The organism is Allorhizocola rhizosphaerae, assembly GCF_003426775.1.
Taxonomy (GTDB): Bacteria; Actinomycetota; Actinomycetes; order Mycobacteriales; family Micromonosporaceae; genus Allorhizocola; species Allorhizocola rhizosphaerae.
On the sequence record NZ_QJUG01000125.1, the window covers coordinates 1 to 24,615 of the forward strand.

Below are 24,615 nucleotides of genomic sequence, written 5' to 3' on the forward strand. Positions count from 1 at the left end.
CGGTCAGGCGCCCCGGCCCCAGGCCCGAAAGCAGGCTGCGGCCCCGCAGGAGGAGGAGTGGGCTGCTGCGGCTGCTCTGGCTTTTCGTTCTCGCTCATGGCTTTCAGTCTTCCCGCTAGTGCTTGTATCGGTCTGGGATCGCTCTGTAACTTTGCTGTGAGGCCTATTCTTCTTCATCGATCTGTGGGAGCAGCGGCAGGAACACGCGGAACGTCGCGCCCTCGCCGGGCCGGCTGTCCACTTCGACCTTTCCGTCGTGCGCGGAAACCAGCGCCGCCACGATGGCCAGGCCCAGACCGGTGCTGACGTGGCCGTCGGCCCGCCTGGTGCGAGCCGAATCGGCGCGGTAGAACCGTTCGAACACCCGCTCCTGCTGCTCGGCGGTCAGGCCCGGCCCATGGTCGACGACCTCCACCACCGCCTCCGTGCCCGCCCGGGAAAGGCGTAGCTCAATGGGCGTGCCGGGCGGGGTGTGCGCCAGCGCGTTGCCCATCAGGTTGTTGATGATCTGCCGCAGGCGCGCATCGTCGGCCCGCACCACGAGCTCGCCCGCGTCCGGCGCGACCGCAAGCGCGATCTCCCGATCCGGTGCGACCACCCGGGCCGCCTGCACCGCGTCGACCGCGACGACACGCAACTCGACCGGCCCGGGGCGCAGTGGGCGCTCCTGGTCCATCCGCGCGAGCAACAAAAGATCCTCCACCAACAGCCCCATCCGGCGAGCTTCATCCTCTATGCGCTTGACCAATTGCGCTGTCTTTTCGGGGGTACCCGCTGCGCCCTGCCGATAAAGCTCGGCGAATCCACGGATCGTCGTCAACGGGGTGCGCAGTTCGTGGGAGGCGTCCGCGACGAACTGCCGCATCTTCTCCTCCGAACGGCGGGCTCGCGCCTCGGAGACCTGCGCCGCCACGGCCGCGTCGCGCGCGACGGCCTCGGCGGCGCGCGCCGCCGTCTCCGATGCCGCCTGCGCGGTGAAGGCATGCTCGATCTGGGCGAGCATGGTGTTCAACGAGCGGGCCAGCGAGCCGAATTCGGTCCTGGGCTCGGGCTCGCCCTCCTCGGGATCGGGCACCCGCTTGGTGAGGTCGCCGCCCGCGATGGCACCGGCCGTCTTCTCGATTGTCGTGAGTGGACGCAACGAGCGGCGCACCATCTCCGTGCCCAGCGACGCCGCGAGGATGAGCACGGACGCGCCACCGTAGATGGTCGTCCACAGCACGGCGTTCTTCAGACCGTCCACATCGGACAGACTCTGCGCCACGAGATATTTCGGCCCGCGCGGCAGCTCCGACACCACCACCCGCCAGCGATGCTTGCCGTCCTTGGCGCGCAACGTCTTGTGCGTGCCCACAATGTCGGTGACCTTGTCCGGGACCGCGGGCAGCGCGTCGCCGCCGAGGCCCGAAAACCTGATCGGGTCCAGGCCGGGGATGAGCGCCACGAAGTCGCTGGGCAGGATCTGGGCCGCGTAGAGGGTCGGGTCGACGCTCAGCCGCTCCAAGACCACGTTGAGGTGGTCCGCGGCCACGTCGAGGTCGTCGTCGACCTTCTGGGTCAGGTAGCGCCCGATGGCCACGTTGCTGGCCACGCCGATGAGCACGATCGCCAGGGTCAGCAGCGCCAGCACCAGCGCGACCAGCTTGACGCGCAGAGGCTGCCGCTGCACCCAGTTCATGCGGGCTTGCGCAGGACGTAACCGACACCGCGCAAGGTCTGAATCAGTCGTGGTTGCCCGTTGTCCACCTTGCGCCGCAAGTAGGAGATGTAGGACTCGACGATGTTGTCGTCGCCCCGGAAGTCGTAGTTCCACACGTGGTCGAGGATCTGCGCCTTGGACAGCACCCGGTTGGGGTTGTGCATCAGATAGCGCAGGAGTTTGAATTCGGTCGGGGAAAGCTGCACGAGGTTGCCGCCCCGGTGCACCTCGTGCGTCTCCTCGTCGAGCTCAAGGTCGGCGAACGTGAGCTTGGGCGTCGCGGTCTGCTCGCCGGTCGTGCGCCGCAGCACGGCCCGGATGCGCGCGGTCAGCTCCTCCAGCGAGAACGGCTTGGTCACATAGTCGTCGCCGCCGAGCGTGAGCCCACGGATCTTGTCGTCGGTGGCGTCGCGCGCGGTGAGGAACACCACCGGGACCCGCTCACCCTCCGCCCGCAGCCGCTTGATCACGTCGAACCCGTCGACGTCGGGCAGCATGACATCGAGCACCACAAGATCGGGCCGTTGCTCGGCGGCCGCGGCGAGCGCGTTGCTCCCGCTGGTCGCCGTGCGCACGTCGAACCCGGCGAAACGCAGGCTCGCCGACAGCAGCTCCAGGATGTTCGGGTCGTCCTCGACCACAAGCAGACTTGCCTCGGGCATGCATCCATCTAACCCGCGTTCGCTAGCCGGTCGCTGTGCCTTCCCTGAAAACAAGCTGTGAGATGATCCTCGTAAATCGCCCGCGGGAGTATAGTTCCGATCCGCCGGGCTGCTGGCGATTGATGGCGCTTTGATGTCATCTTATGAGTGATCTAGTGGCATAGCTCACTCTTTTGGGGTGGCGACCAGCGCAAACGTCTTCTTACAGTCGGCGAATGCCGCCGTCCCCCGGAGCGCACAGACGCAGACGCAAGCACATCGGACGACATCGTCTCCCCAGCACCAAGGGGATCCCGTTACCCGGCCTGCTGCTGGCAGGCTGCCTCGCGGGAAGCGCGGCCCTGTTCACCGGGAGCAACCCGGTGGCCGGGCCGGACACGACCGACACCAGCCAAACGGCCGAGATCGCGGCCCTGCTCAACGAGCGGGCCCAGGTGGTCGACGAGAAGACCCTCGCCCGCTCGCTGGACCGGGCCAGGGCCAAGGCCCCCAGCCCGAGCCCCACCCCCTCGCCCTCCCCGACCAAGCAGGGCCCACCCACGCCCGTCGCCGGCCTGGTCCAGGTGCAGATGAACAACGCGGCCACGATCGTCGAGGTCGGGCGTTCGATGGGCCTGTCCCGATGGGGGATCATCATCGGGGTCGCCACGGCGATGCAGGAGAGCAACCTCTACAACACGGCCAGTTGGGCCGTGCCCGAGTCGTTCAACTACCCCTACGAGGGCGAGGGTTCCGACCACGACTCGGTCGGCATCTTCCAGCAGCGGCCAAGCCAGGGCTGGGGCAGCGTCCCCGACCTCATGAAGCCGGCCTATCAGGCGCGCAAGTTCTTCGAGAAGCTCGCGCAGCTCGACTACGAAAACATGGCGCTCACCGATGCCGCACAGACGGTGCAGGTTTCGGCCTACCCATACGCCTACGCCAAACACGAAAGCAGGGCAACCACCATCGTGGACGCCCTGCTCTAGCCGCGACGAGGTTCAGCCCTGGGCCGCCGCCTTGCGCCGGTCCATGATGCCCTTGACAAGCAGGTACAAGGCGATGAAAGGCATGATGTAGGCGAAGAAGAACTTCTGGTATTCGTATGGCTCGGTCGCGGTGAAGTCCTTGTAGAGCAGGAAACCGGCGTAGCCGGCCGCCGCCAGGCCGATGATGCCGTTGATGGCGCGGTTGCCGATGCCGAGCGCGGCCAGCACGAGCAGGAGCAGGCCGCTGAGCCCAAGCGCACCAACGTAAATCATAAAGTCGCGCAGTTCCGGATCCATGATGTTGCCTCCCGTGTGGAAAAAATCTCGATCACAAACGGGAGCACGCTACAGATAACTTTCAGCATTGGCAATCGGGGATGCCTGCGCATGGCGGATTCGTGGGGACAGGCGCTTCGCCAGCGCGCGGCGGTTCGCGTTGGTGGGCTGCGGTTCGTCGATGAGCACGGCGATGGTCAGATTGCGTGTGGCGATCACGCGGCGAAGTGAGGTCAGCAACGACTCGTCGGCGACGAAGGCCGCGGACGCGTTGCTGAACAACAGCGTGAACCGCTGGATGGGAGCGCCCGCGTCGATCGCGGCCTGAAGGAAGGCCGGGCGCCAGCCGACCGGATGAGCGCCGCAAGTCGTTGTGCCCTCTGGAAAAACCTGCATCGTGTACCCGGCGCGAAGCGCACCGGCCACGGCGTCCACCGTGCCGGGCAACGTGCGCGGCCGCGAGCGGTCGACGAACACCGTGCCGCACGCACGCGCCAGGCCCCCGATGACCGGCCAGTCACCGACCTCCCGCTTGGCCACCATGCGCACGTTGTCGCCGATGCCCAGCATCACGACAATGTCCAGCCACGACACGTGGTTGCCCGCGAGCAGCGCGCCCGGCCGGATCGGCGCGCCTATCACGCTCCACCTGATGCCCAGTGCACGCAGCATGGCACGAGCCCAACGCGGCGCCGCCGACGGGCGCAGCGCCGCGAGCACAAGGACTCCGGCCGCGGCGAGCACGCGTGCGGACTGCCGCCAGACGCCGACCCGGTCCACAATGGACGGTAGGCACCCCGCATCACAGGGGCACGCCGGGCGCCAAATCGTCATGATTCCAGGAAGTGCTTGAGATAGCGTGGGTTCACCCGGTCCACGCCCAGCAGCACGTAGAAGTCCGCGCAGCCGAACGCCGGGTCGTATGCGGGTGCTCCGCACACCCATGCGCCGAGGCGCAGGTACCCCCTGAGCAGAGAAGGCACATCGGAAAGGGAGCCGGGGCGTACCGGGGAGACCGGGGACCACGGCAGATGGGGCTTGACCCGAAGCTCGGGCGGCGACATGTGCTTGCGCTGCACCAGATCCCACACCTTGTCGGCGGTGTCGAGCGGCACGGACGCGCACCCGCCGAGCCACCGGTATCCGAAGCGGTCCAGGTACTTGGCGATCCCGGCCCACATCAGGTTGATCACCGCGCCGGTGCGGTGGTCGGGGTGCACACAACTGCGCCCGGCCTCGACCAGTTGGTCGCGCAGCACGGTCAACGCGGACAGGTCGAACTCGCCGTCGCCGTATCGGCGGCCGAGCCAGATCGCGCGCTGGGGTGACAGCAGGCGGTATGTGCCGACGACCTCGCCCGTGCGGTCCTCCCGCACGATCAAGTGATCGCAGTAGGCGTCGAAGTCGTCCTGGTCGATCCCTGTGGGGTCGAGTTGCGCGCCCAGCTCCTCCGCGAAGACGCGGTAGCGCAGGCGCTGGGCAGCCTCGACAAGCCGGGCGTCTCCCGCGATCAGCGCGGAGTAGCCGGTTGCGGCGGCGGTTAGCAGCATCGTGCTCATGAGCGAGAGGGTGAACGTGCAACCTGACTTCGACGTGAAATGCTCGGACCGTGCAGCCCAACAACAACCTTCTTATCGTCGACAGTCGTTATAACGGGCCTCCGGGCTCGGGCAACGGCGGCTGGACGTGCGGTTTGATCGGTGCACACCTGCCGCCGATCGCTGAGGTCACACTGCGCAAACCGCCCCCGCTGGACACGCCGCTCAGCGTGATCCACACGGACGGTGGGCTGCGGGTGGTCGACCCGGCCGGTGCGGTGATTTCGACCGCCGCGCGGCGCGAGGCGGTCATCGAGCCGGTCCCGTTCGTGCCGGTCCCCGCGGCGCGCGCCGCGTCCGAAAACTACCCCGGGCACGGCGAGCATCACTTTCCGACGTGTTTCGTGTGCGGGCCGCTGCGGGACGACGGGTTGCGCATCTTCCCGGGTCGGATTGGCGACGGCCGGACCGCCGCGATTTTCGTCACGCCTGACCAGGTCGATCCGGTGATGATCTGGGCCGCGCTGGACTGCCCGGGAGGCTGGACGGTGATCGAACCGGACCGCCCGTGGGTGCTCGGCCGGCTGGCCGTCGACATCGATGACCTGCCCCGCAGCGGTGCCGAGTGTGTGGTGACCGGGCAGGCCGTGGCGCGCCACGAGCGCAAGGCCGTGGTGCGCACCAGCCTCTATTCCAGCGCGGGCATCGCGCTCGCCCGGGGTGAGGCGACCTGGATCCGGCTCGCGGAGCCGGTGGCGTAGCCTTGTAAGCCGGTTTCTGCGTAAGCATTCGTTAAAGGACGGCGGGCAGACGTGTCGACCCAGCAGGACAACCCCCTGGCGAGCTTTGGCACCAACGAGTGGATCGTCGAGGAGATGTACCAGAAGTACCTCAACGATCCCTCCAGCGTCGACCCCGCCTGGCACGACTTCTTCGCAGACTACAAGCCGTTCGAGGCTCCGGCCGCTCCCGCCAAGGCTCCGGCCGCTCCCGCGGCGGAGAAGGCGGAAAAGCCGGCGCCCGCGCCTTCGCCCAAGGCGGCGGAGAAGCCCGCGGTAAAGATCGACGGCAAGGCGGTCCCGCTGCGCGGCGTGGCCAGCAAGATCGTCGAGAACATGGACGCCTCGCTGTCCGTGCCGACCGCGACCAGCGTGCGGGCCGTGCCGGCCAAGCTGATGGCCGACAACCGGATCGTGATCAACAATCACCTGGCCCGCGGGCGGGGCGGCAAGGTCAGTTTCACCCATCTGATCGGCTACGCGATGGTCAAGGCCCTGGCCGTGCACCCGGAGATGAACAACCACTTCGGGGTGGTCGACGGCAAGCCCAACATGATCGTGCCGGAGCACGTCAACCTGGGCATCGCCATCGATCTGTCCAAGCCCGACGGTTCGCGCACGCTGGTTGTGCCCTCGATCAAGGGCTGCGAGATCATGGACTTCCGCCAGTTCTGGCAGGCCTATGAAGATGTGGTGCGGCGGGCCCGGCGCAACGAGCTGACCATGGACGACTACTCCGGCACCACGATCTCGCTGACCAACCCGGGCGGCATCGGCACGGTCCACTCGCAGCCGAGGCTCATGGTCAACCAGAGCGCGATCATCGGCGTGGGCGCGATGGAATACCCGGCGCCGTTCCAGGGCATGAGCGACGAGCAGCTGGCCGAGATGGCGGTCAGCAAGATCATCACGTTGACGTCGACCTACGACCACCGGGTGATCCAGGGCGCGCAGTCCGGCGAGTTCCTCAAGGCCATGCACGAGCTCCTGCTCGGCGAGCACGGGTTCTACGACGAGATCTTCACCGCGCTGCGCATCCCCTACGAGCCCGTGCGCTGGGTGCGCGACGTGACCGAGGGCGGGATCGACAAGACAACCCGGGTCATGGAACTGATCCGGGAATATCGCGTCCGCGGCCACCTGATGGCCGACACCGACCCGCTGGAATACGAGATCCGGCGCCACCCTGACCTTGACATCCTGCAGCACGGCCTGACCCTGTGGGACCTCGACCGCACGTTCCCGGTCGGGGGGTTCGCGAGCAAGGAGAAGATGCGGCTGCGCGATGTGCTCGGCGTGCTGCGCGACTCATATTGCCGCCGGGTGGGTGTGGAATACATGCACATCCAGGATCCGGAGGAGCGCCGCTGGATCCAGGAGCGGGTCGAGAAGAAGTATGAGAAGCCCAGCTCCGAGGAGCAGCGCCACATCATGGGCCGGCTCAACGCGGCCGAGGCGTTCGAGACGTTCCTCGCCACGAAATATGTGGGGCAGAAGCGGTTCTCCCTGGAGGGCGGCGAGTCGCTGATCCCGCTGCTGGACGAGGTGTTGCAGGCGTCCGCCCAGGCCGACCTGGACGAGGTCGTGATCGGCATGGCGCACCGTGGCCGGCTCAACGTGCTGGCCAACATCGTCGGCAAGCCGTACGAGAAGATCTTCAACGAGTTCGAGGGGCACCTCGACCCCAAGAGCGCCCAGGGCTCCGGCGACGTGAAATATCACCTCGGCATGACCGGCAAGTTCACCAGCCCCGACAACCAGCACACGGTGACGGTGTCGCTGACCGCCAACCCGTCGCACCTGGAGGCCGTCGACCCGGTGCTCGAAGGCATCGTGCGCGCCAAGCAGGACCGGCTCGATCTTGGTCTTGAGGGTTATACGGTACTGCCGGTGCTCGTGCACGGCGACGCCGCGTTCGCTGGGCAGGGCGTCGTCGCGGAAACGTTGAACCTGTCGCAGCTGCGGGGGTATCGCACGGGCGGCACGGTGCACGTGGTGGTCAACAACCAGGTGGGCTTCACCACCGCGCCCGAATACAGCCGGTCGTCGCTCTACTCGACCGACGTGGCCCGGATGATCCAGGCGCCTATCTTCCACGTCAACGGAGACGACCCCGAGGCCGTGATCCGCGTGGCGCGCCTGGCTTTCGAGTATCGCCAGGCGTTCAACAAGGACGTGGTGATCGACCTCGTGTGCTACCGGCGGCGCGGGCACAACGAGGGCGACGACCCGTCGATGACCAACCCGCAGATGTACGCGATCATCGACGCGAAGCGCTCGGTGCGCAAGCTGTACACGGAAGAATTGATCGGGCGCGGCGACATCACCGTCGAGCAGGCCGAGGAGGCGTTGCGCGACTACCAGAGCCAGCTCGAAACGGTCTTCAAGGCCACGCGCGACGCGGCCAACGGCGTGTCCAGCAGGCTCATCAGGAGCAGCGAGGTGCAGCCCGAACCCGTTGTCGCCACGGCGATCCCAGCCGAGCTCGTCAAGCGCATCGGCGAGGCGCATGTGACGCTGCCCGACGGCTTCACCCCGCACAAGCGCATCCAGCAGCTGCTGGACCGGCGGGCAAAAATGGCGGTCGAGGGCAACATCGACTGGGGCTTCGCCGAGATCATCGCGATGGGCTCGCTGCTCGCGCAGGGGGTGACGGTGCGGCTGTCCGGGCAGGACTCGCGCCGGGGCACGTTCGTGCAGCGGCACGCGGCCATCGTGGACGCCAGGAACGGCAAGGACTTCCTGCCGATCGCCGAGCTGGCGGCCGATGACGCGCGCTTCCACGCGCACGACTCGCTGCTGAGCGAATACGCGGTGATGGGCTTCGAATACGGATACTCGGTGGAGCAGCCCAACGCGCTGGTGCTGTGGGAGGCCCAGTTCGGTGACTTTGCCAACGGCGCACAGTCCGTTGTGGACGAGTTCATTTCGTCGGGCGAGGTCAAGTGGGGCCAGCAGTCGAGCGTGACGATCCTGCTGCCACACGGCCACGAGGGCCAGGGCCCCGACCACACCTCCGGGCGCCCGGAGCGGTGGCTGCAGCTGGCGGCCGAAGACAACATGCGCATCGTCGTGCCGTCCACCCCGGCCAACCACTTCCACGTGCTGCGGCGGCAGGCGCTGTCGTCCAAGCGCAAGCCGCTGGTGGTGTTCACACCCAAGGTGCTGTTGCGGCACAAGCTGTGTGTGTCGGCGGTGGCCGACTTCACGCAGGGCACGTTCCAGACCGTCATCGGCGAGCCGGCGTCGCAGGACGTGCGCAGGATCCTGCTGTGCTCGGGCAAGGTCTACTACGACCTGATGCAGGCGCGCAACGAGCGGGGCATCACCGACACGGCCATCATCCGGCTGGAGCAGCTCTACCCGCTGCCGGTCGAGGAGGTCAAGGCGGAGCTGGCGAAGTACCCCAACGCGACCGACTTCGCGTGGGTGCAGGAGGAGCCGGCCAACCAGGGCGCGTGGTCGTTCGTGGCGCTCAACCTGCTGGAGCACCTCGATGGCGTGCGCATGCGCCGCATCTCCCGCCCGTCGGCCGCGGCCCCTGCGGTGGGCTCGAACAAGCTGCACGACGTCGAGCAGGCTGCGCTGATCGAGGCGGCGCTGCCGAAGGTCGCCTGATGTACTTCACCGATCGCGGGATTGAGGAGCTGGCGCAGCGCCGGGGCGAGGAGGAGGTCACCCTGGAGTGGCTGGCCGAGCGCCTGCGCGACTTCGTCGACCTCAATCCCGAGTTCGAGACGCCCATCGAGCGCTTCGCCACCTGGCTCGCCCGCCTGGACGACGAAGACGAGTAATACCCCTGGCTTCTTCCGAAAATTGGGGCATAGTCGGAAGCATGTCTGTGGCTGTCGAGGAGCAATCCATCCGCGAGATGCTCGATGTCGTCGAGCGGATCGAGTCCGTGTCGCGGGCCCTGCCCGACGGCAGGCAGGCGCAGCGAGCTTCTTGAGGCCGTGCGCAAGCTCCTGCCCCAGATCCAGCCCGTGCGCGTGGAGATCGCGGCCAGGCTGCTGGGCGTGAGCGATAAGACCGTTCGGGCATGGGTCGACGCAGGCCCGCTCTTCGCCGCCCAAGAAAAGCCCAGGCTGCTACTCGACCCGGTGCGCCTGCACGAGGTTGTCCATCTGGCCGAAGACCTGCGGGCAGCGGGCAAGAAAACCGCGAGTTGTTGGACCTTATCCAGTATCGGCTGCACGACGAGGCTTGGCTCGACAGCGCCGATCTCATGGAGAGCCTCGGCCAGATGGCTCGCGGCGAGGGCCGGCTGCTCAACGCTGACCAACTTGATCAGTCCACTAAGGAGTCTTAGTCACCTATAGTGACCACCACCGTCTACGCCAGTGATTTGGCCGACCTCCATTGGACGATTGAGGAACCGCGACCGCGACGCGTTCGACCGACTTGTGCGCGATCTCGGGCATCAGGGCTGCATAGTCCCGGGATATCGGCTTACCGGATCAGCACCGATCAACGCACTCTGCGTCAAGCACCTCGTTGGGCCGCTGCGGGCTATCGTCGGGTTCAAAACCCCATCAGAAACGTGGATCGTCCTGTCGGACCGCATGCACGGGACCGGCCGGAGATCGACGTCTACACGATGCTCTATGAGCTGACCGGAGTGCGGCCGCCCGACGACGAGAAGCGGACGAAGCCGCCTTGCTGCGACGAAGGCACCGGGCTGCCGGAGCCGCTGGTGATCTGATCGAGGAGCTCATGGCGAGGGCGCGGGGTCTTGCCAAGGGCCGCAGATAGTCTGTGGGCATGGCGCGCGGAGTGTATGTGACCAGCCTGGAGCCCGGCGGCGGGAAGTCGGCGATCGCGCTTGGGCTGGCCGAGGTGCTCAGCCGCCGGGTGCGCCGACTCGGTGTGTTTCGGCCGCTGGTGCGCGAGAAGCCTGACCCGGTGGTGGAATTGTTGCGCGGGCGGTACGGGATGGCGGGCGCCGGCGGTCCGTCGTATCAACGGGCATCTGAGCTTATCGGCGCGCACCGGACCAACGATCTGGTCGGCGAGATCCTGGACGCCTACTACGACCTCGAGCGCGAGTGCGACGCGGTCGTCATCGTGGGCACAGACTACGGGCACGACGTGGCGGGGCGGGCCGATGCGGGCCTGCCCGACGAGGTGGCGCTCAACCTGCGGCTCGCGAGCGACCTGGGCGCGGCCGTGCTACCCGTGGTCAACGGGCACCACCGGTCCGCGGCCGAGGTGGCCGACGCCGTGCGGGCCGCCTATTACGCGTGCGAGAGCCTGCCCGTGCTCGCGGTGGTCGCCAACCGGGTCGCAGCCCAGGTGAGTGTGCCGGGCCTGCCGGTGCCGGTGTATGCGATCCCCGACCTGCCCGCGATCGCCGCCCCGACCGTGAAGGAGGTCGCGACCGCGCTCGGGGCGACACCGGTGCACGGGGCCACGACCGCCGCGCTTGCCCGGGACGTGGTCGACGCGATCGTCGGCGCCGCCCAGGTGCCCACGTTCCTGGACAACCTGCGCGACAACTGTCTGGTCGTGACGCCCGGCGACCGCTCCGACCTGATCGTGGCGGCCGTGGCGGCGCATCACACCGGTCAGGCCGCGATCTCCGGGCTGCTGCTGACCCTCGGGCTGGAGCCCGACCCGCGCGTCATCGCGCTCGTCGGCCGGTTCAAGGTCGAGCTGCCGATTTTCATGGTGCCGCGCGATTCCTACGATACCGTCGCCGCACTGTCGGGCTTGGAGGGTCGGCTGCGCGCCGACAACCCCCGCAAAATGAGTGCCACGCTTGGACATTTCGAGTCGCATGTGGACACCGTGGAGCTGGCGTCCAGATTGGACCTCGCCCGCTCGGATCGGGTGACCCCGCTCATGTTCGAATACGAGCTTATCGAGCGGGCCCGCGCCGACCGCCGCCACGTCGTGCTGCCCGAGGGCGAGGAGGAGCGGATCCTGCGCGCCGCCGAATCCCTTACCCGGCGCGGAGTGTGCGACCTGACCCTGCTCGGCAACCGCGAACGGATCGCGCTGCGCGCCCGCGAGCTCGGTCTCGACCTCGACGACGTCCGCGTTGTCGACCCGCACGACAATGAGCGGTGGCGCAACGAGTTCGCGGGCGAGTATGCCCGGCTGCGCGCCCACAAGGGAATGACCCGGGATCTGGCCTACGACCTGATGACCGACGTCAACTATTTTGGCACCATGATGGTACACACGGGCCGCGCCGACGCGATGGTTTCCGGCGCCGTGCACCCGACCGCAGACACGATCCGGCCGGCCTTCGAAATCGTGAAGACGTTGCCCGATACCGGAATAGCCTCAAGTATTTTCTTCATGTGTCTGCCGGACCATGTGCTGGTTTACGGCGACTGCGCCATCAATCCCGACCCTGATCCGGAGCAGCTGGCCGACATCGCGATTTCGTCGGCCGAGACGGCGGCGCGATTCGGTGTGGAGCCGCGCGTCGCCATGCTGTCCTATTCGACCGGTGGGAGTGGACAGGGCATGGATGTCGACAAGGTCGCCATCGCGACGAAACTTGTGCGCGAGCGCCGTCCCGATCTGCCGGTCGAGGGGCCGATCCAATACGACGCCGCCGTCGACGCGAGCGTGGCAGCCACGAAGATGCCGGGCAGCAGCGAGGTGGCCGGGCGGGCGACGGTGCTCATCTTCCCGGACCTCAACACGGGCAACAACACCTACAAGGCCGTGCAACGCTCGGCCGGCGCGGTGGCGATCGGCCCGGTGATGCAGGGACTGCGCAAGCCGGTCAACGATTTGTCGCGCGGGGCGACGGTGCGAGACATCATCTCGACCGTCGCCATCACGGCGATCCAGTCACAGCATTAAAGCCAGCGTGTGTGGTCGGACTGTCATATCCGCGGCGGCTGGGCCCGCATCGCTCGCGCCCGACCACACCCGCGCGAAAGACGTCAGGCCCACCGAATCGGGCGTTCAGCCCGTGTTTTCATCGCTTCGCGAGGAAAACCGCTCGGTTCCAAGCCCCTAGCGCTAGAGCCGCTCTTCCTCTTCGATCTGCTCGTTGAGGCGGGTGAACGCGGCCTCGCCCTCCTGCGCCATCCGCTGGGTCTCCTCCTCGGACAGCTCCTCGAACTTCTGCAGGCCCGCCTCGAACATCGGGCTCAGGCCGCGCTCAAAGGTGCTGGAGAAGGCCGCCTCGCGCAGCGACTGCCGGCCGGCGAGGATGTCGTCGACCATGCTCTTGAAGTAGGGGTCGTCGCTCTTGTCGCGGATCAGCTTCAGCGAGTCCCGCAGGTGCCGCGAGACCGCCTTGTCGCCGCGGGCGATGTCCATCATCGGCTCTTCTTCGCGCTCCGCCGGCATGTCAAACCCCCGGGTGGTCGTAGGACGTGTTGGGCAACTGCTGCATCTTCAGGCCCTTCAGCGCTCCAAGATAACCGGCGATCAGACCGACCGTCACCTGGCAGATCTGCCACGCGAGCGAGTGCGCCTCGATGATCTGCTTCCAGAGGTTGACACAGCGCCAGAAGGTGGCCGCCGACGCGATGCCGCCGATGATGCCGCCGACGATGGTCCAGCTGGAGGCGGCCGTCGCCGCAAGCTCGATGCCCAGCAGGATCAGCATGTCGAGCAGGCCCTCCAGCAGGCCCTTGATGGCGTCGGCCGCCTCAAGCACACCCACGGTCGCCGAGTTGAACTGGGACGCCACGCTTTCGAGCGGCTGTACCTGGTCGTTGAGCAGCTTGATGAGGTTGTCGAAGTATTGGTCGGCGTTGGTGGCGGCGTTGCCCGACCATTCGGTGCCGAACAGCGGGTCCGCCTGCCCTTTGATGGAGGTGGCGTAGGCGGCGTTGAACTCGGCCAGGTTTTTCAGCGCGTCGGACGCCTTGGCGATCGCCTTCCAGTCCCCGGCGAACTGCTGGCCCACCCACTCGAACGGGTTGACCCCACACACCTTCTCCATCGCGACACCCAGCCAGTAGGAGGGGCTGATGTATTGCGGGAAGCCGATGAAGTTGTTGACCGTCTCCATCACGTTTTCGTCGGACGGCTCCGTCAGCAAGGTGCTCGGCTCTGCGGCCATGTCTGTGCTTCCCCTTTAGCGGTAGGTGCCGTCGAGTCGTTCGGCGCTGGCCTGGTCTGTCGTGCGGTAGAAGTCGGCCGCCTTGCCGAGCTCGATGCCCGACTTCATCGCGACTTCCGAGAGATGGGTGTAGTTTTCCTTCAGCGCGTTGCGCACGTTTTCGGCCTGCTCGACGATGGTGAAGAACATCCGGCCCTCGTTGTAGCCGATGCCGAGGTGCTTGTCCACATAGCGCACGGCCTCATCGGCATCGTCGCTGAGCCCTTTGACGTGACTGCCGAAGTTTTTGATGCGCTCGTGGTCAGCCTCAAACGCCACAGTGCCTCCCCTGACGCTCAGTGTTGTGGGTGCCAAGAACGGTTAGGCTAGCAGAGTAGCGGTAAATGTTCATGAAGAAGGTGGGCGGATCTGTGGTGAACGCGGCCGAGCACGACATTTCCCTGAGTTCCGGCGAATTGGCCAGCGCCGTTTTGCCCGATGTGTGCGTGCGGCACGGCATCGCGGCCACCTCCCGGCAGGAGCTCGCGCTCACTGTGCGTAAGCGGATGCCCGACGATCCGATGATCCTCAACACCAACGTGGTCGGGATGGCCGCCCGCGCCAGGGAGCAACTCGTGCAGGGCGCGGTCAAGCGCGAGGATTGGCCGCTATGCCCGCGCTGCGCCTCCACCCGCAACACCAACATGCTGCTGGCCAAAACCCTTGGGGTCGCGGGGCCGGTCCTGCTCGTCGTGGCCGTCGTGCTGGCGATCGCGTCCGGGCCGGGTGCGCTGGCGGGTGTGCTGTTCGCCTTGGGCCTGCTGTGCTTCCCGGCCGCGCTCGTGCTCGGGCTCAACAGCCGGGTCGCGGCGGTCTCGCGCATCACGCTGTCGCAGGACCGCACGCAGGTGGTCATCCACGAGCCGAGTCAGGCCTTCGAGCAGCAGTGGCGGGCAAGGAACGCCTGAGGGCCGCGCGGCATGCCGCATCGGCCTGGCGGGTGGTCTCGGGCAGGCGGAAGCGGGGTGTCAGGCGCAGGATGAGGTCCGTGGCGGTGTCCAGATCGATTTGGTGGCCGACCGAGACGTAGACCGGCTTCACACCGCCCCGCGTGCGAAGGGCTCGCCCCACGACTTCCCCATCGAGCACCAGATCGGCCCAGTCGCCGCGCTCCGGCCCCACCGGGCCGTGCGTGCCAACGAACATCGTCTTGGCCACACCGAAGGAGGCGAGCCCGCTTGCCTCGCCCATGTGGCACGCGAGCCCATAGCGCCGCGGATGCGCGATGCCGACCCCATCGCAAACCAGCACCGATGGGCGCACGCGAAGCGCGCGCAGCGCGTCCAGCAAAACGGGTGCCTCGCGCTCCGCCAACTGCCCTGGCACGTAAGGGAACTCGGCCCGCCGGACGGCCGTGGCCACCTCCACCACCGACAGGTCGGCCAGATCGAGCACCACGACGGCGCCCGCCACGACCCCATCCGGGCCCGGCGTCTCGTAGGCGACGTCCACCCCCGCTATCAACCGCTCGCCCACACCGCGATCGTACTAGGCTCAATCGTGTGCGCGTGCTCGTGTTGAACTGCGGCTCTTCCTCGGTGAAGTGGCGGCTCTACGACGGCGCGGACGCCGTCGACGGCGGGCTTGTCGAGCGGGTCAGCGACCACGGCGCGGCCGTCCGGGAACTGCTGTCCACGGTGGACGTGCGCGGCATCGACGCCGTCGGGCACCGGATGGTCCACGGCGGCTTGCGTTTCACCGCGCCCACGCTGATCGACGACGCCGTGGTCGAACAGGTGACGGAGCTGATTCCGCTGGCGCCGTTGCACAATCCGCCCAACCTGGCGGGCGTGCGGGAGGCCCGGAGATTGTTGGAAGACACTGCGCAGGTGGCCGTGTTCGATACGGCCTTCCATCGCACGATCCCGCCGGAAAACGCGACCTACGCCATCGACTCCGAGGTGGCGCGGCGGCACGGTGTCGCGCGCTATGGGTTCCACGGCACGTCGCACGCCTATGTCGCGCGCCGCACGGCCGAGCTGCTCGCCAAGCCGGAGGCCCACATCATCACCCTGCACCTGGGCAACGGCGCGAGCGCGTGCGCGGTGCGCGGCGGGCGCAGTTTCGCCACGAGCATGGGGCTCACGCCCTTGGAAGGGCTCGTGATGGGCACGCGCAGCGGTGACATCGATCCGGCGGTCATCTTCCACCTGCACCGCGTGGCGGGGATGTCCATTGACGACATTGACGCGCTGCTCAACTCGCGCAGCGGGCTGCGCGGGCTGTGTGGCGACAACGACATGCGCGAGGTGTTGCGGCGGCGGGAGGCGGGCGACGAGCGGGCGGCGCTCGCTTTCGACGTTTACTGTGCGCGGGTCAAAACCTATGTGGGGGCTTATTTCGCGCTCCTCGGGCGGGTCGACGCCATCACGTTTACGGCGGGGGTCGGCGAAAACGCGCCCGCTGTGCGCGAAGCGTGCCTGTCGGGCCTTGAAGGGCTTGGCATCGTGGTCGACCCGGCCTTGAACGGCTCATCGCGTACCACGATATCCAAAAAGGAATCGGCGGTCGCGGTGTTCGTCATTCCCACTGATGAGGAACGCGAGATCGCCCGCCAGGCCGCGGAACTCATTTCGGCGCAAGGGTCGCAAACACGATAATGTTGTCGGAGTAGTCTTCGGTCGCGGGGTTGTATCGCCCGCCGCACGTCACCAGGCGCAGCGTCGGATTACGGGTGGGGCCATAGACGCGCTCGGTCGGAAATGCCGCCTTGGGAAACTGCTCCACAGAGTCCACTTTGAACACTGCCTTGCCGCCATCGGCCCGCGTCACCTCGATCCCGGCGCCCGGCTTGACCCGGCGCAGCTCGAAGAAGACCGCACGGTCCTTTTTGGAATCCACATGGCCGAGGATCACCGCCGGCCCGGTCTCCCCGGGCGACGGGCCATGCCTGTACCAAGCCGCGTTGTCCGCCCCTTCATAGGACGGCGTCTCGACGGAGCCGTCCCGGGCCAGCCCTACCTGGTCGATGCGCGCATTTATCCAAACCGATTTGATAAATATTCTCGTTGGTACGGATCGAGCCATCCCCGGCACGATCGGCTCCGCCGACTCGACCACCGGCGCGGCCGCGGAAGCGATCGGCGGGGGCTGCGGCACGTCAAGTGAATGCGCTTCCAGCGGGCGCATAATCTGCACCACGCCCCACGCCGAGAGCAGGATCGGCACCATCCACAGAGACGGTCCGGGCACGCGCAACACACCCCAAATTTACTCAAACCACGCCGCACGATGGAGCCACGACACACCATGCGCAACCATTGGTTGCACTCGCCCGAGGATCTCGCTACAGTCATGAGCAACCAAACGTTGCACGAGGGGATGGGAAAGCGGAATGGAATTCGGCGGCATCGAGCGGGAGATCCACGTCGAGGCCACGCCCGACGTGGTCTACGAGGTGATCAGCACACCCGAGCACCTGCGCGAGTGGTGGCCGGACGAGGCGGAGCTCGACCCGGTGCCCGGCGCCACCGGAGTCATCTCGTTCGGCGACACGAAGGTCATGCCGCTCACGGTGATGGAGGCCGACCCGCCCCGGCGGTTGTCGTTCCGGTGGGCATACGACCGGGGCGAGGTCGCGACGCCGGCCAACTCGCTGCTGGTGACCTTCGAGTTGATCCCATCGGGCTCGGGCACGCTGCTGCGCTTCACCGAGACGGGTTTCCGGGAGCGGGGCTGGGAGGCGGCCGCGCTCCAGGAGCGATACCGTGTGCACGCCACCAGGTGGGACCACCTCCTGCCCCGCCTCGTCGGTTACCTCGACCGCCCGGTGTCGAGGCCATGAGCACCGCCATCGACGACGAGCTCTGGTCGGCGGTGGGCGACCCGACCCGGCGACGGATGCTCGATCTGCTCCTGACCAACGGCGGCGGCACGGCGACCACGCTGAGCCAGCAGCTGCCGGTCACCCGGCAGGCGGTCGCCAAACACCTCGGCGTGCTCGACCGGGTCGGGCTGGTCCACGCCAAGCCGTCCGGGCGCGAACGCCTTTACGAGGTGGACGAGGCCCAGCTCGCCCGCGCGGTCGCGCAACTGTCGTCGGTCGGCGCCGCCTGGGACGCACGGCTGCGTCGCATCAAGCGCATCGCCGAGACCATCCAGCGCAGCCGCAAGGCCTGACCCCACACGCCCTCCCCCGTCGACCATGAACTTACGTCCATGTTCGACGGCGTGTCGCGGATTAACTTCATGATCAATCTAAAGGAGAGAGATAGTGGATATCTTGCACAGGATCGGAGCCCAATCGTCTCCCGACAAGGTCTACACGGCCTTGGCCACGATCGATGGGCTGGCGGGCTGGTGGACGGAGAAGACCGACGGCGACAGCGATGTGGGCGGAGTGATCCGGTTCCGCTTCGACAACGCGCCGGCTCCCGGCGGGTTCGACATGTTGGTCCTTGACGCTCAGCCCGCCCAGCTCGTGCGCTGGGAGGTCGTCGACGGTCCCGAGGAGTGGATCGGCACCCGGATCCGCTTCGAACTCAAGCAGGAGGACGACTACACGGTCGTGTTGTTCCGGCACGAGGGCTGGAAGGAGCCGGTGGAGTTCATGCACCACTGCAGCACCAAGTGGGCGACCTTCCTGATGAGCCTCAAGCAGCTGGTCGAAACCGGCAAGGGCCAGCCCGCGCCGCACGACGTGCGAATCAGCAACTGGCACTAGTGCTCCAGCACAATCTTGCCGAAGACATCGCCGCGCGCGAGGTGTGCAAACGCCTCGCGCGCGTGCGCAAACCCATACACCCCATCCACAATCGGCCTGATCTCGTGCGCCACAACGAAGTCGAGCATTGCGGCGAGTTCATCTCGGGTCCCCATGGTGGACCCGACGATCTCCAGCTGCAGGAAGAAGACGCGCCGCAGGTCCAGCTGGGCCAGATGCCCCGAGGTGGCGCCGGAAACGACGATCCGCCCGCCCGGCTTCGTGCTCTTCACCGAATGGTCGATCGTTTCCGCGCCCACGCTCTCGATCACCACGTCGACCCGCTCGGGCAGACGCGCCCCGGGCTCGACGGCCTCTGCCCCCAGTGAGGCAACGCGTTCACGTTTCTCGGCGGACCGGCTGGTCGCGTAGACCCGAGCACCGAGCGCCTTGGCCAGCACGACCGCCGCGGTCGCCACGCCTCCCCCGGCGCCCTGCACCAACACGCTTGCGCCCTCTGCGAGCCTTCCGCGTGTGGTGAGCATGCGCCACGCCGTGAGCCACGCGGTGGGCAGGCACGCCGCGTCGGTCCACGCCATTTGCGACGGCTTGGGCACGCAGTTGCGCCTGGGCACCGCCACCACGTCGGCCAGCGTGCCCGGGTGCTTCTCCGAAAGCAGCGTGCGCTTGGGGTCCATGGTCTCGTCCGGCAGCGACGGATCGGCGATCACCGCGTGCACCACGACCTCGTTGCCGTCCGCGTCCACGCCCGCCGCGTCGCAACCGAGGATCATCGGCAGCTGCTCGGCGGACAGGCCCACGCCGCGCAGCGACCACAGGTCGTGATGGTTCAACGCGCTCGCCTTCACCGTGACCGTCGTCCATCCCTCAGGGACAGCGAGGTCGAGCTCGCCCACCACGAGCCCGTCCAACGGGGAGGAAGGGTTCAGCGAGGAGGCGTAGATCGCGCGCATGGACCCGACGCTAACATTCGCCGTTTGATTGTTCTTCGCCGTCTATCCTTCTCGGCACAGACCGGCATCAAACTTATCTTGGCAATCTGCTGCCATGCGGGTCGCGATCATCACGGAATCCTATGCGCCCGACGTCAACGGCGTGGCCAACTCGGTCGTGCGGGTGGCCGGTCACCTGGTGGCGCGGGGCCATGAGCCGCTTGTCATCGCGCCCCGGCCCAGGGGCGCCAGGCAGGCCGCGCCGATGGGCTATCCGGTCCTGCGCCTGCCGTCGCTGCCGATGCCGGGCTATCCCAATGTGCGCCTCGCCCTGCCGAGCCGGCGCATTCGCGAGGTGCTGCGCTCGTACCGGCCGGACATCGTCCACCTCGCCAGCCCGTTCGTGCTCGGCGCATGGGGTGCCACCGCCGCCGCGGAGCTCGGCCTTCCCATCATTGCCGTGTACCAAACCGACGTCCCCGGCTACGCGGCCGTCTACGGCATCGGCCTCACCGAGCGCCTCGCCTGGAGCTGGATTGCCAAGCTGCACGGCCGCGCGAGCATGACCCTGGCCCCGTCCACGGCGACGGCCGCTCAGCTCAGCGCGCATCACGTGCGTGGCATCTCCCGCTGGGGCCGCGGCGTCGACACGAACCTGTTCCACCCGCGCCACCGCGACCCGGCCCTGCGCAGTGAGCTCGCACCAGGCGGCGAGCTCATCGTGGGCTACGTCGGTCGGCTGGCCAAGGAGAAGCGGGTCGACGACCTGCGCGAGGCGGCGACGCTGCCCGGTGTGCGGGTGGTCGTGGTCGGCGACGGGCCGACCCGCGCTCGCGTCGCGCGGGCGCTGCCCACGGCCGTGTTCCTCGGCACGCGCAGCGGGCAGGAGCTGGCCCGCGTCTACGCCAGCCTCGACGTCTTCGTGCACACGGGTCCGCACGAGACGTTCTGCCAGACCGTGCAGGAGGCGATGGCCAGCGGCGTCCCGGTGCTGGCCCCGGCCGCGGGCGGCCCGCTGGACCTGATCCGGCCCGGCGTGACCGGCCTGCTGGTCCCGCCCGGTGATCCGGCGGCGTTGGCCGACGCCGTGTCCACCCTTGCGGGTGATCGCGAGCTGCGCGAGCGCATGGGTGTCGCGGCCCGTGTGGCCGTGGCGGACCGCACGTGGTCGGCCCTGGGTGACGAGCTCATCGGCTACTACCGCACGGTGCTCGGCATTCCCCAACCATCCAGTTTGGAACTTGTATGAGGATCGTTCGGCTGGCCAACTTCGTGACGCCCACCTCGGGCGGCCTGCGCACCGCGCTGCGCTGCCTCGGCGAGGGCTATCTGGCCGCCGGCCACGAGCCGGTGCTCATCGTGCCCGGACCGTCCTATGCGGACAGCATGACGCCGCAGGGCCGGGTGATCGTGCTGCCCGGACCGGCGGTCCCCGGACTGGGCGGTTATCGCGTGCTGCTCGACCGCGGGGCGCTGCGCCGGCTGCTGTTCCAGCTGCGCCCCGACCGGCTGGAGGTGTCAGATCGCACCACGCTGCGCTGGACGGGCTCATGGGCGCGCAGGCATCGCGTGCCGTCGGTCATGGTCTCGCACGAGAGCCTTGCCGGCCTGCTGCGCGTCGCCCACCTGCCTGCCGCGCTGGCCCCGCCGCTCAACCGGGCCACCGCACGCTCGTACGACCGGATCGTCTGCACCACCGAGTGGGCCGCGCGCGAGTTCGACTCGAACGTGTCGCTGGTGCCGCTGGGCGTGGATCTCGCCTTCTTCAAACCGGGCCCGGTCAAGCGCGACGGCCTCACGCTCGTCTGCTGCACAAGGCTTTCCGTCGAGAAGCGCCCGCACAGAGCACTGCTCACACTCAGATCGCTGCTCTCCCAAGGCATCAACGCTCGGCTCGTCATGGCCGGCGACGGTCCACTCCGGACGCATCTGGAGCGCGAGGCGCACGACCTGCCCGTCACGTTCACCGGCTGGATCGCCGACCGCACCGAACTGGCCCATCTGCTGGCGAGCGCCGACATCGCGCTCGCGCCGGGCCCGATCGAGACGTTCGGCCTCGCCGCGCTTGAGGCGCTCGCAAGCGGGACACCGGTCGTGGCAAGCGCTTCCAGTGCCCTGCCCGGTGTGATCGGCGACGCCGGCGCGTCCGTGGCGGGTGAAGACCTGTCCGGCGGCGTGCTCCAGCTGCTCGCCACGCCGGAGGACGTCCGGCGCAAGGCGGCCCGCGCCCGCGCCGAACAGTACGGCTGGGATGCGGCGGTGAAGGGCTTCCTGCGCGTACACGAGGAGGTGGGCGATGCGCATCGCGGCCCTCGGTGATTCGATAACCCTGGGCATCGGCGATTCCGCCCAGCGCGGCTGGGCGGCACGGCTCGCAGAGTCGTTGCCGCACACCGACTTTCGCAACTTCGCCACTTCGGGCGCGGTCTCGCGCACGGTCGCCACCGACCAGCTGCCACGCGCCCTGCGCTGGAGACCCCACCTCGCGACAGTGCTCGTCGGCGTCAACGACTCGCTGCGCGGATCGTTCGACATCAAGGCCGTCGGCGGGCACCTGCACCGCACGCTGAGCGCCCTGCGCGACGCGGGCGCGACACCCGTCACCGCGTGCCTGCCCGAACCGGGGCGCATGCTGCGCCTGCCGCAGCCGCTGGCCAAACCGCTGGACCGGCGCATCCGCGCAGTCAACGAGATCGTGCACGAGCTCAGCGCGCAGCACCGGGCCGTGCACGCCCACGTGGCCACGCACCCGCACGTGTTCGACCGTCGCATGTGGAGCATCGACCGGCTGCACCCCAACGAGCGCGGCCACCGCCTGCTCGCCGCGCTGTGCTGCGAGACGCTCGCCGAACACGGCTGGCCCATCGCGTCTGCGCCGAGCCTCGAACCCACCAGTGCGCCGCCGAGCCGCGCGGCTCAGCTCGCGTGGATGGCGACCAAGGGCACGCGCTGGGTGCTCAGGCGCTCAACCGATCTCCTACCCCAGCTGACGATGCTAGCCGTATCTGAGTGGCGGCATGCGCGACGCGGGCTGGAGGAGCATCTGGATAGAAGAATGAGCCAGGATATTCAGGCAGCGCTAGCTGCGCTGGCACTGGGACCGGCGCCGGTACCGCGGACGGCACCAGGAACAGCAGGGCCAGGCTGATCAGCACGTACATGTTGCTGCCGAGGAAGCCGAGCGGTCCCTGGTACCAATGCATGAACGCCCAGACGATGCCGACGCTGAGCATGAAATAGCTGAACATCATCATCCGCATGGTCCTGCGGGCCGGACGGTCGATGGAGGCCAGCGGCAGCGCCCGATCGGTGATCAGGATCATCGCCGGGATCACCCAGACCAGGTGGTGCACCCACGTGACCGGGCTGATCAGGCACGCGACCACGCCGGTCAGGGCGAAGCCGGTGCGCATGTCGACGCTGCGGACCTTGCGTGCCCAGATCAGCAGGATGGCCCCCACGAGCGCCACCCACAGCGTGCGGCTGGGCGTGCTCGGCGCGAGGCGGGCGACCATGCCCATCACCGACTGGTTGGAGACGTAGTCAAGGTTGCCGACCCGGCTGGTCTCCCACAGCAACTCGGTGAAGTAGGCACGGGACGCGTCGGGCATCGCCACCGCGGCGAGCAGCGTGGCCCCGGCAGTGGTCGCCGACGCGACCCCGGCCATGCGCCACCGGCCGGTGACGAGCAGGTAGATGATGAAGATGCCGGGGGTGAGCTTGATCGCAGCCGCGAGCCCGATGCCGGCGCCCGCGAACCGGTGCCCGCGCATGGCCAGAAGCAGGTCGAGGTACACCAAAGCCATCAGCAGCAGGTTGATCTGGCCGAAGCTGAACGTGTCGCGCACCGGACCGAACGTCGCGAACATGAGCACGACCACGGCCGCGGCGAACGCCCGGTCGCGCTCGCTGTCCCAGCCCATCCGCCGGAACGTCGGCTCAAGCAGCACGTAGAGCAGGAACGCCGACGCCGCGGCGGACATCATGAAGTTGATCGCGATCGCGCCGTGCCACGGCACGATCGCCATCGGCAGCATGCACAGCGCCGCGAACGGCGGATAGGTGTAGCCGTAGGTGCTCGCCACGCGCACGTAGTCGTAGATGGACCCCTCTTCGTGGATCCAGTAGTTGATCGCGCCCCAGTAGACGCCCACGTCGAACCAGCCCCGGTGTCCCGGGGCGAAGGTGATGGCGAGCGCGATCGCCACCGTCACCCCGGCCAGGATCCGCCATCGCTGCGGCACCCGCTGCAAAACGTCCTTCAAAGTGTCACCACTCCAAACCCGTTGGGCAGCAGGATGAAAGTAAGCCCCGTGCTCACCGCGGCCGCCCAGTGGCGCACCCTGCCGCGCGGAGCCGACGCCGCGAGCGGCACGAGCCCCCACAGCGCGTACCACGGACGGGTCGCCGGACCGAGCATACCGATGGCCGCAAGGCCGAGCCCGAGGGCATAGACCTCACCGAGCCTGCGCCGCCTCAGCCACACGATGACGCAGATCGCCACGGTGGCCGCCAACCCCATCGAAACCCAAAAAACCATTGCCATCTGGGTACCGAACAAGCGCCCGATGGCGGTCGTGAGCGACCACGCATGCGGGGCCGCCGACGTGTGCACCGCGCCGATCCAGCCATAGCCCACACCCGTCAGCTCGGTGACGACCACGGTTGTCGTGAGCGCAATCACACCGACCCGGAGGGTCTTGTGCCACAGTGACGCCACCACCGCCAGCCCAAGCACCGCTGGCGCCTTGATCAGCGCGGCCAGCGTGATGAGCACCGTCGCGAGGGCGAACCGGTGTCTAAAGGCGACAGTCAGCCCCGCGCCGAGCAGGCCCAGCATCAGGGCCTCGTTGTGCGCGCCCGCCACCACGTGCAGCAGCACCAGCGGGTTGAGCGCGCCCAGCCACAGCGCCTCGGCCGGGTCGGCGCCGCACCGCCGCGCGAGCGCGGGCAGGCACGCCAGCAGGGCGGCAAGCCCGGCCAGCGCCGCCAAGCGCATGCCGATCAGGCCCGTGACCAGGTCG

At 67.9% G+C, this 24,615-nt stretch carries 27 protein-coding genes and 1 pseudogene; 15 read left to right on the forward strand and 13 right to left on the reverse strand.

The window, feature by feature from the left end:
• Positions 1–163: 163 nt before the first annotated feature.
• Together DM816_RS25010 and DM816_RS25015 are read right to left on the reverse strand one after the other, a co-directional pair.
• Positions 164–1,678 (reverse strand): sensor histidine kinase, encoded by a 1,515-nt coding sequence (locus tag DM816_RS25010; RefSeq protein ID WP_117212842.1) that lies wholly within the window; start codon positions 1,676–1,678, stop codon positions 164–166.
• Complete coding sequence (locus DM816_RS25015) at positions 1,675–2,361, reverse strand: response regulator transcription factor (protein ID WP_117212843.1); 687 nt, start codon at positions 2,359–2,361, stop codon at positions 1,675–1,677. The genes DM816_RS25010 and DM816_RS25015 overlap by 4 nt, the downstream gene beginning before the upstream one ends.
• Positions 2,362–2,576: 215 nt before the next feature.
• Between DM816_RS25015 and DM816_RS25020 the strand changes: the two genes are divergently transcribed.
• Positions 2,577–3,329: a hypothetical protein gene (locus DM816_RS25020; RefSeq protein WP_117212844.1), complete on the forward strand. Its 753-nt coding sequence runs from the start codon at positions 2,577–2,579 to the stop codon at positions 3,327–3,329.
• Between the two features lie 12 nt (positions 3,330–3,341).
• Here DM816_RS25020 and DM816_RS25025 read toward each other — a convergent pair whose 3' ends face one another.
• The 3 genes from DM816_RS25025 to DM816_RS25035 are packed head-to-tail and all read right to left on the reverse strand — an operon-like array spanning position 3,342 to position 5,164.
• Positions 3,342–3,626 carry a hypothetical protein gene (locus DM816_RS25025; protein WP_117212845.1) on the reverse strand — a complete coding sequence of 95 codons (285 nt, stop codon included), beginning with the start codon at positions 3,624–3,626 and terminating at the stop codon, positions 3,342–3,344.
• Between the two features lie 48 nt (positions 3,627–3,674).
• Entirely contained in the window at positions 3,675–4,439 is a 765-nt protein-coding gene (locus DM816_RS25030) for a lysophospholipid acyltransferase family protein (RefSeq protein ID WP_162907806.1), read from the reverse strand.
• The gene (locus tag DM816_RS25035) at positions 4,436–5,164 is read right to left on the reverse strand and encodes a GNAT family N-acetyltransferase (protein WP_117212847.1); all 729 of its coding nucleotides are present in this window, start codon (positions 5,162–5,164) and stop codon (positions 4,436–4,438) included. The genes DM816_RS25030 and DM816_RS25035 overlap by 4 nt, the downstream gene beginning before the upstream one ends.
• Before the next feature lie 50 nt (positions 5,165–5,214).
• Between DM816_RS25035 and DM816_RS25040 the strand changes: the two genes are divergently transcribed.
• The 6 genes from DM816_RS25040 to pta all read left to right on the forward strand — a co-directional run bounded on the left by DM816_RS25040 (position 5,215) and on the right by pta (position 12,741).
• A complete protein-coding gene (locus tag DM816_RS25040) occupies positions 5,215–5,904 on the forward strand; it encodes a hypothetical protein (protein WP_117212848.1) in 690 nt (229 codons plus the stop codon).
• Positions 5,905–5,955: 51 nt separating this feature from the next.
• Entirely contained in the window at positions 5,956–9,540 is a 3,585-nt protein-coding gene (locus tag DM816_RS25045) for a multifunctional oxoglutarate decarboxylase/oxoglutarate dehydrogenase thiamine pyrophosphate-binding subunit/dihydrolipoyllysine-residue succinyltransferase subunit (protein ID WP_117212849.1), read from the forward strand.
• Complete coding sequence (locus DM816_RS42865) at positions 9,540–9,716, forward strand: DUF6104 family protein (protein ID WP_162907807.1); 177 nt, start codon at positions 9,540–9,542, stop codon at positions 9,714–9,716. The genes DM816_RS25045 and DM816_RS42865 overlap by 1 nt, the downstream gene beginning before the upstream one ends.
• Before the next feature lie 371 nt (positions 9,717–10,087).
• On the forward strand, positions 10,088–10,231 hold the full coding sequence (locus tag DM816_RS42870) for a hypothetical protein (RefSeq protein WP_162907808.1): 144 nt from the start codon (positions 10,088–10,090) through the stop codon (positions 10,229–10,231).
• A gap of 231 nt (positions 10,232–10,462) precedes the next feature.
• On the forward strand, positions 10,463–10,624 hold the full coding sequence (locus tag DM816_RS42875; RefSeq protein WP_162907809.1) for a hypothetical protein: 162 nt from the start codon (positions 10,463–10,465) through the stop codon (positions 10,622–10,624).
• A gap of 59 nt (positions 10,625–10,683) precedes the next feature.
• The gene (pta, locus tag DM816_RS25050; protein WP_117212850.1) at positions 10,684–12,741 is read left to right on the forward strand and encodes a phosphate acetyltransferase; all 2,058 of its coding nucleotides are present in this window, start codon (positions 10,684–10,686) and stop codon (positions 12,739–12,741) included.
• 162 nt (positions 12,742–12,903) lie between these two features.
• Here the strand turns inward: pta and DM816_RS25055 are convergent, their stop codons facing one another.
• The 3 genes from DM816_RS25055 to DM816_RS25065 are packed head-to-tail and all read right to left on the reverse strand — an operon-like array spanning position 12,904 to position 14,275.
• On the reverse strand, positions 12,904–13,209 hold the full coding sequence (locus tag DM816_RS25055; protein ID WP_162907810.1) for a hypothetical protein: 306 nt from the start codon (positions 13,207–13,209) through the stop codon (positions 12,904–12,906).
• 28 nt (positions 13,210–13,237) lie between these two features.
• Positions 13,238–13,957, reverse strand: coding sequence for a hypothetical protein (locus DM816_RS25060; protein ID WP_117212852.1), 720 nt, complete (start codon positions 13,955–13,957; stop codon positions 13,238–13,240).
• A gap of 15 nt (positions 13,958–13,972) precedes the next feature.
• Entirely contained in the window at positions 13,973–14,275 is a 303-nt protein-coding gene (locus tag DM816_RS25065) for a type VII secretion target (RefSeq protein WP_162907811.1), read from the reverse strand.
• Positions 14,276–14,340: 65 nt separating this feature from the next.
• Here DM816_RS25065 and DM816_RS25070 point away from each other — a divergent pair, with 65 nt between their 5' ends.
• Entirely contained in the window at positions 14,341–14,904 is a 564-nt protein-coding gene (locus DM816_RS25070; RefSeq protein ID WP_117212854.1) for a hypothetical protein, read from the forward strand.
• Here DM816_RS25070 and DM816_RS25075 read toward each other — a convergent pair.
• Complete coding sequence (locus DM816_RS25075; RefSeq protein ID WP_281274363.1) at positions 14,849–15,457, reverse strand: endonuclease V; 609 nt, start codon at positions 15,455–15,457, stop codon at positions 14,849–14,851. The genes DM816_RS25070 and DM816_RS25075 overlap by 56 nt on opposite strands.
• A 41-nt stretch (positions 15,458–15,498) precedes the next feature.
• On the opposite strand from DM816_RS25075, the gene DM816_RS25080 reads away from it, so the two are divergent.
• Positions 15,499–16,596 (forward strand): acetate kinase, encoded by a 1,098-nt coding sequence (locus tag DM816_RS25080; RefSeq protein ID WP_117212855.1) that lies wholly within the window; start codon positions 15,499–15,501, stop codon positions 16,594–16,596.
• Here the strand turns inward: DM816_RS25080 and DM816_RS25085 are convergent.
• Positions 16,565–17,188 carry a class F sortase gene (locus DM816_RS25085; protein WP_162907812.1) on the reverse strand — a complete coding sequence of 208 codons (624 nt, stop codon included), beginning with the start codon at positions 17,186–17,188 and terminating at the stop codon, positions 16,565–16,567. The genes DM816_RS25080 and DM816_RS25085 overlap by 32 nt on opposite strands.
• Positions 17,189–17,330: 142 nt before the next feature.
• On the opposite strand from DM816_RS25085, the gene DM816_RS25090 reads away from it, so the two are divergent.
• From DM816_RS25090 to DM816_RS25100, 3 genes are all read left to right on the forward strand, one after another.
• Positions 17,331–17,780 (forward strand): SRPBCC domain-containing protein, encoded by a 450-nt coding sequence (locus DM816_RS25090; protein WP_117212857.1) that lies wholly within the window; start codon positions 17,331–17,333, stop codon positions 17,778–17,780.
• Entirely contained in the window at positions 17,777–18,115 is a 339-nt protein-coding gene (locus tag DM816_RS25095; protein WP_117212858.1) for an ArsR/SmtB family transcription factor, read from the forward strand. Before DM816_RS25090 ends, DM816_RS25095 begins: the two co-directional genes overlap by 4 nt.
• Before the next feature lie 91 nt (positions 18,116–18,206).
• Positions 18,207–18,659: an SRPBCC domain-containing protein gene (locus DM816_RS25100; protein ID WP_117212859.1), complete on the forward strand. Its 453-nt coding sequence runs from the start codon at positions 18,207–18,209 to the stop codon at positions 18,657–18,659.
• Here the strand turns inward: DM816_RS25100 and DM816_RS25105 are convergent.
• On the reverse strand, positions 18,656–19,612 hold the full coding sequence (locus DM816_RS25105; protein ID WP_117212860.1) for a zinc-binding dehydrogenase: 957 nt from the start codon (positions 19,610–19,612) through the stop codon (positions 18,656–18,658). The genes DM816_RS25100 and DM816_RS25105 overlap by 4 nt on opposite strands.
• Positions 19,613–19,706: 94 nt before the next feature.
• Between DM816_RS25105 and DM816_RS25110 the strand changes: the two genes are divergently transcribed.
• The 3 genes and pseudogenes from DM816_RS25110 to DM816_RS44665 form a co-directional block, all read left to right on the forward strand.
• Entirely contained in the window at positions 19,707–20,840 is a 1,134-nt protein-coding gene (locus DM816_RS25110) for a glycosyltransferase family 4 protein (RefSeq protein ID WP_117212861.1), read from the forward strand.
• Positions 20,837–21,910: a glycosyltransferase gene (locus DM816_RS25115; protein ID WP_117212862.1), complete on the forward strand. Its 1,074-nt coding sequence runs from the start codon at positions 20,837–20,839 to the stop codon at positions 21,908–21,910. Before DM816_RS25110 ends, DM816_RS25115 begins: the two co-directional genes overlap by 4 nt.
• Positions 21,888–22,358 (forward strand): annotated as a pseudogene (locus tag DM816_RS44665) (SGNH/GDSL hydrolase family protein); the annotation flags it as partial. The gene DM816_RS25115 and the pseudogene DM816_RS44665, both read left to right, overlap by 23 nt.
• Before the next feature lie 190 nt (positions 22,359–22,548).
• Here the strand turns inward: DM816_RS44665 and DM816_RS25125 are convergent.
• Positions 22,549–23,856 (reverse strand): glycosyltransferase 87 family protein, encoded by a 1,308-nt coding sequence (locus DM816_RS25125; protein WP_211588843.1) that lies wholly within the window; start codon positions 23,854–23,856, stop codon positions 22,549–22,551.
• The coding region (gene mptB / locus DM816_RS25130) for a polyprenol phosphomannose-dependent alpha 1,6 mannosyltransferase MptB (protein WP_170318869.1) at positions 23,853–24,615 on the reverse strand (763 nt) is incomplete at its 5' end. The genes DM816_RS25125 and mptB, both read right to left, overlap by 4 nt.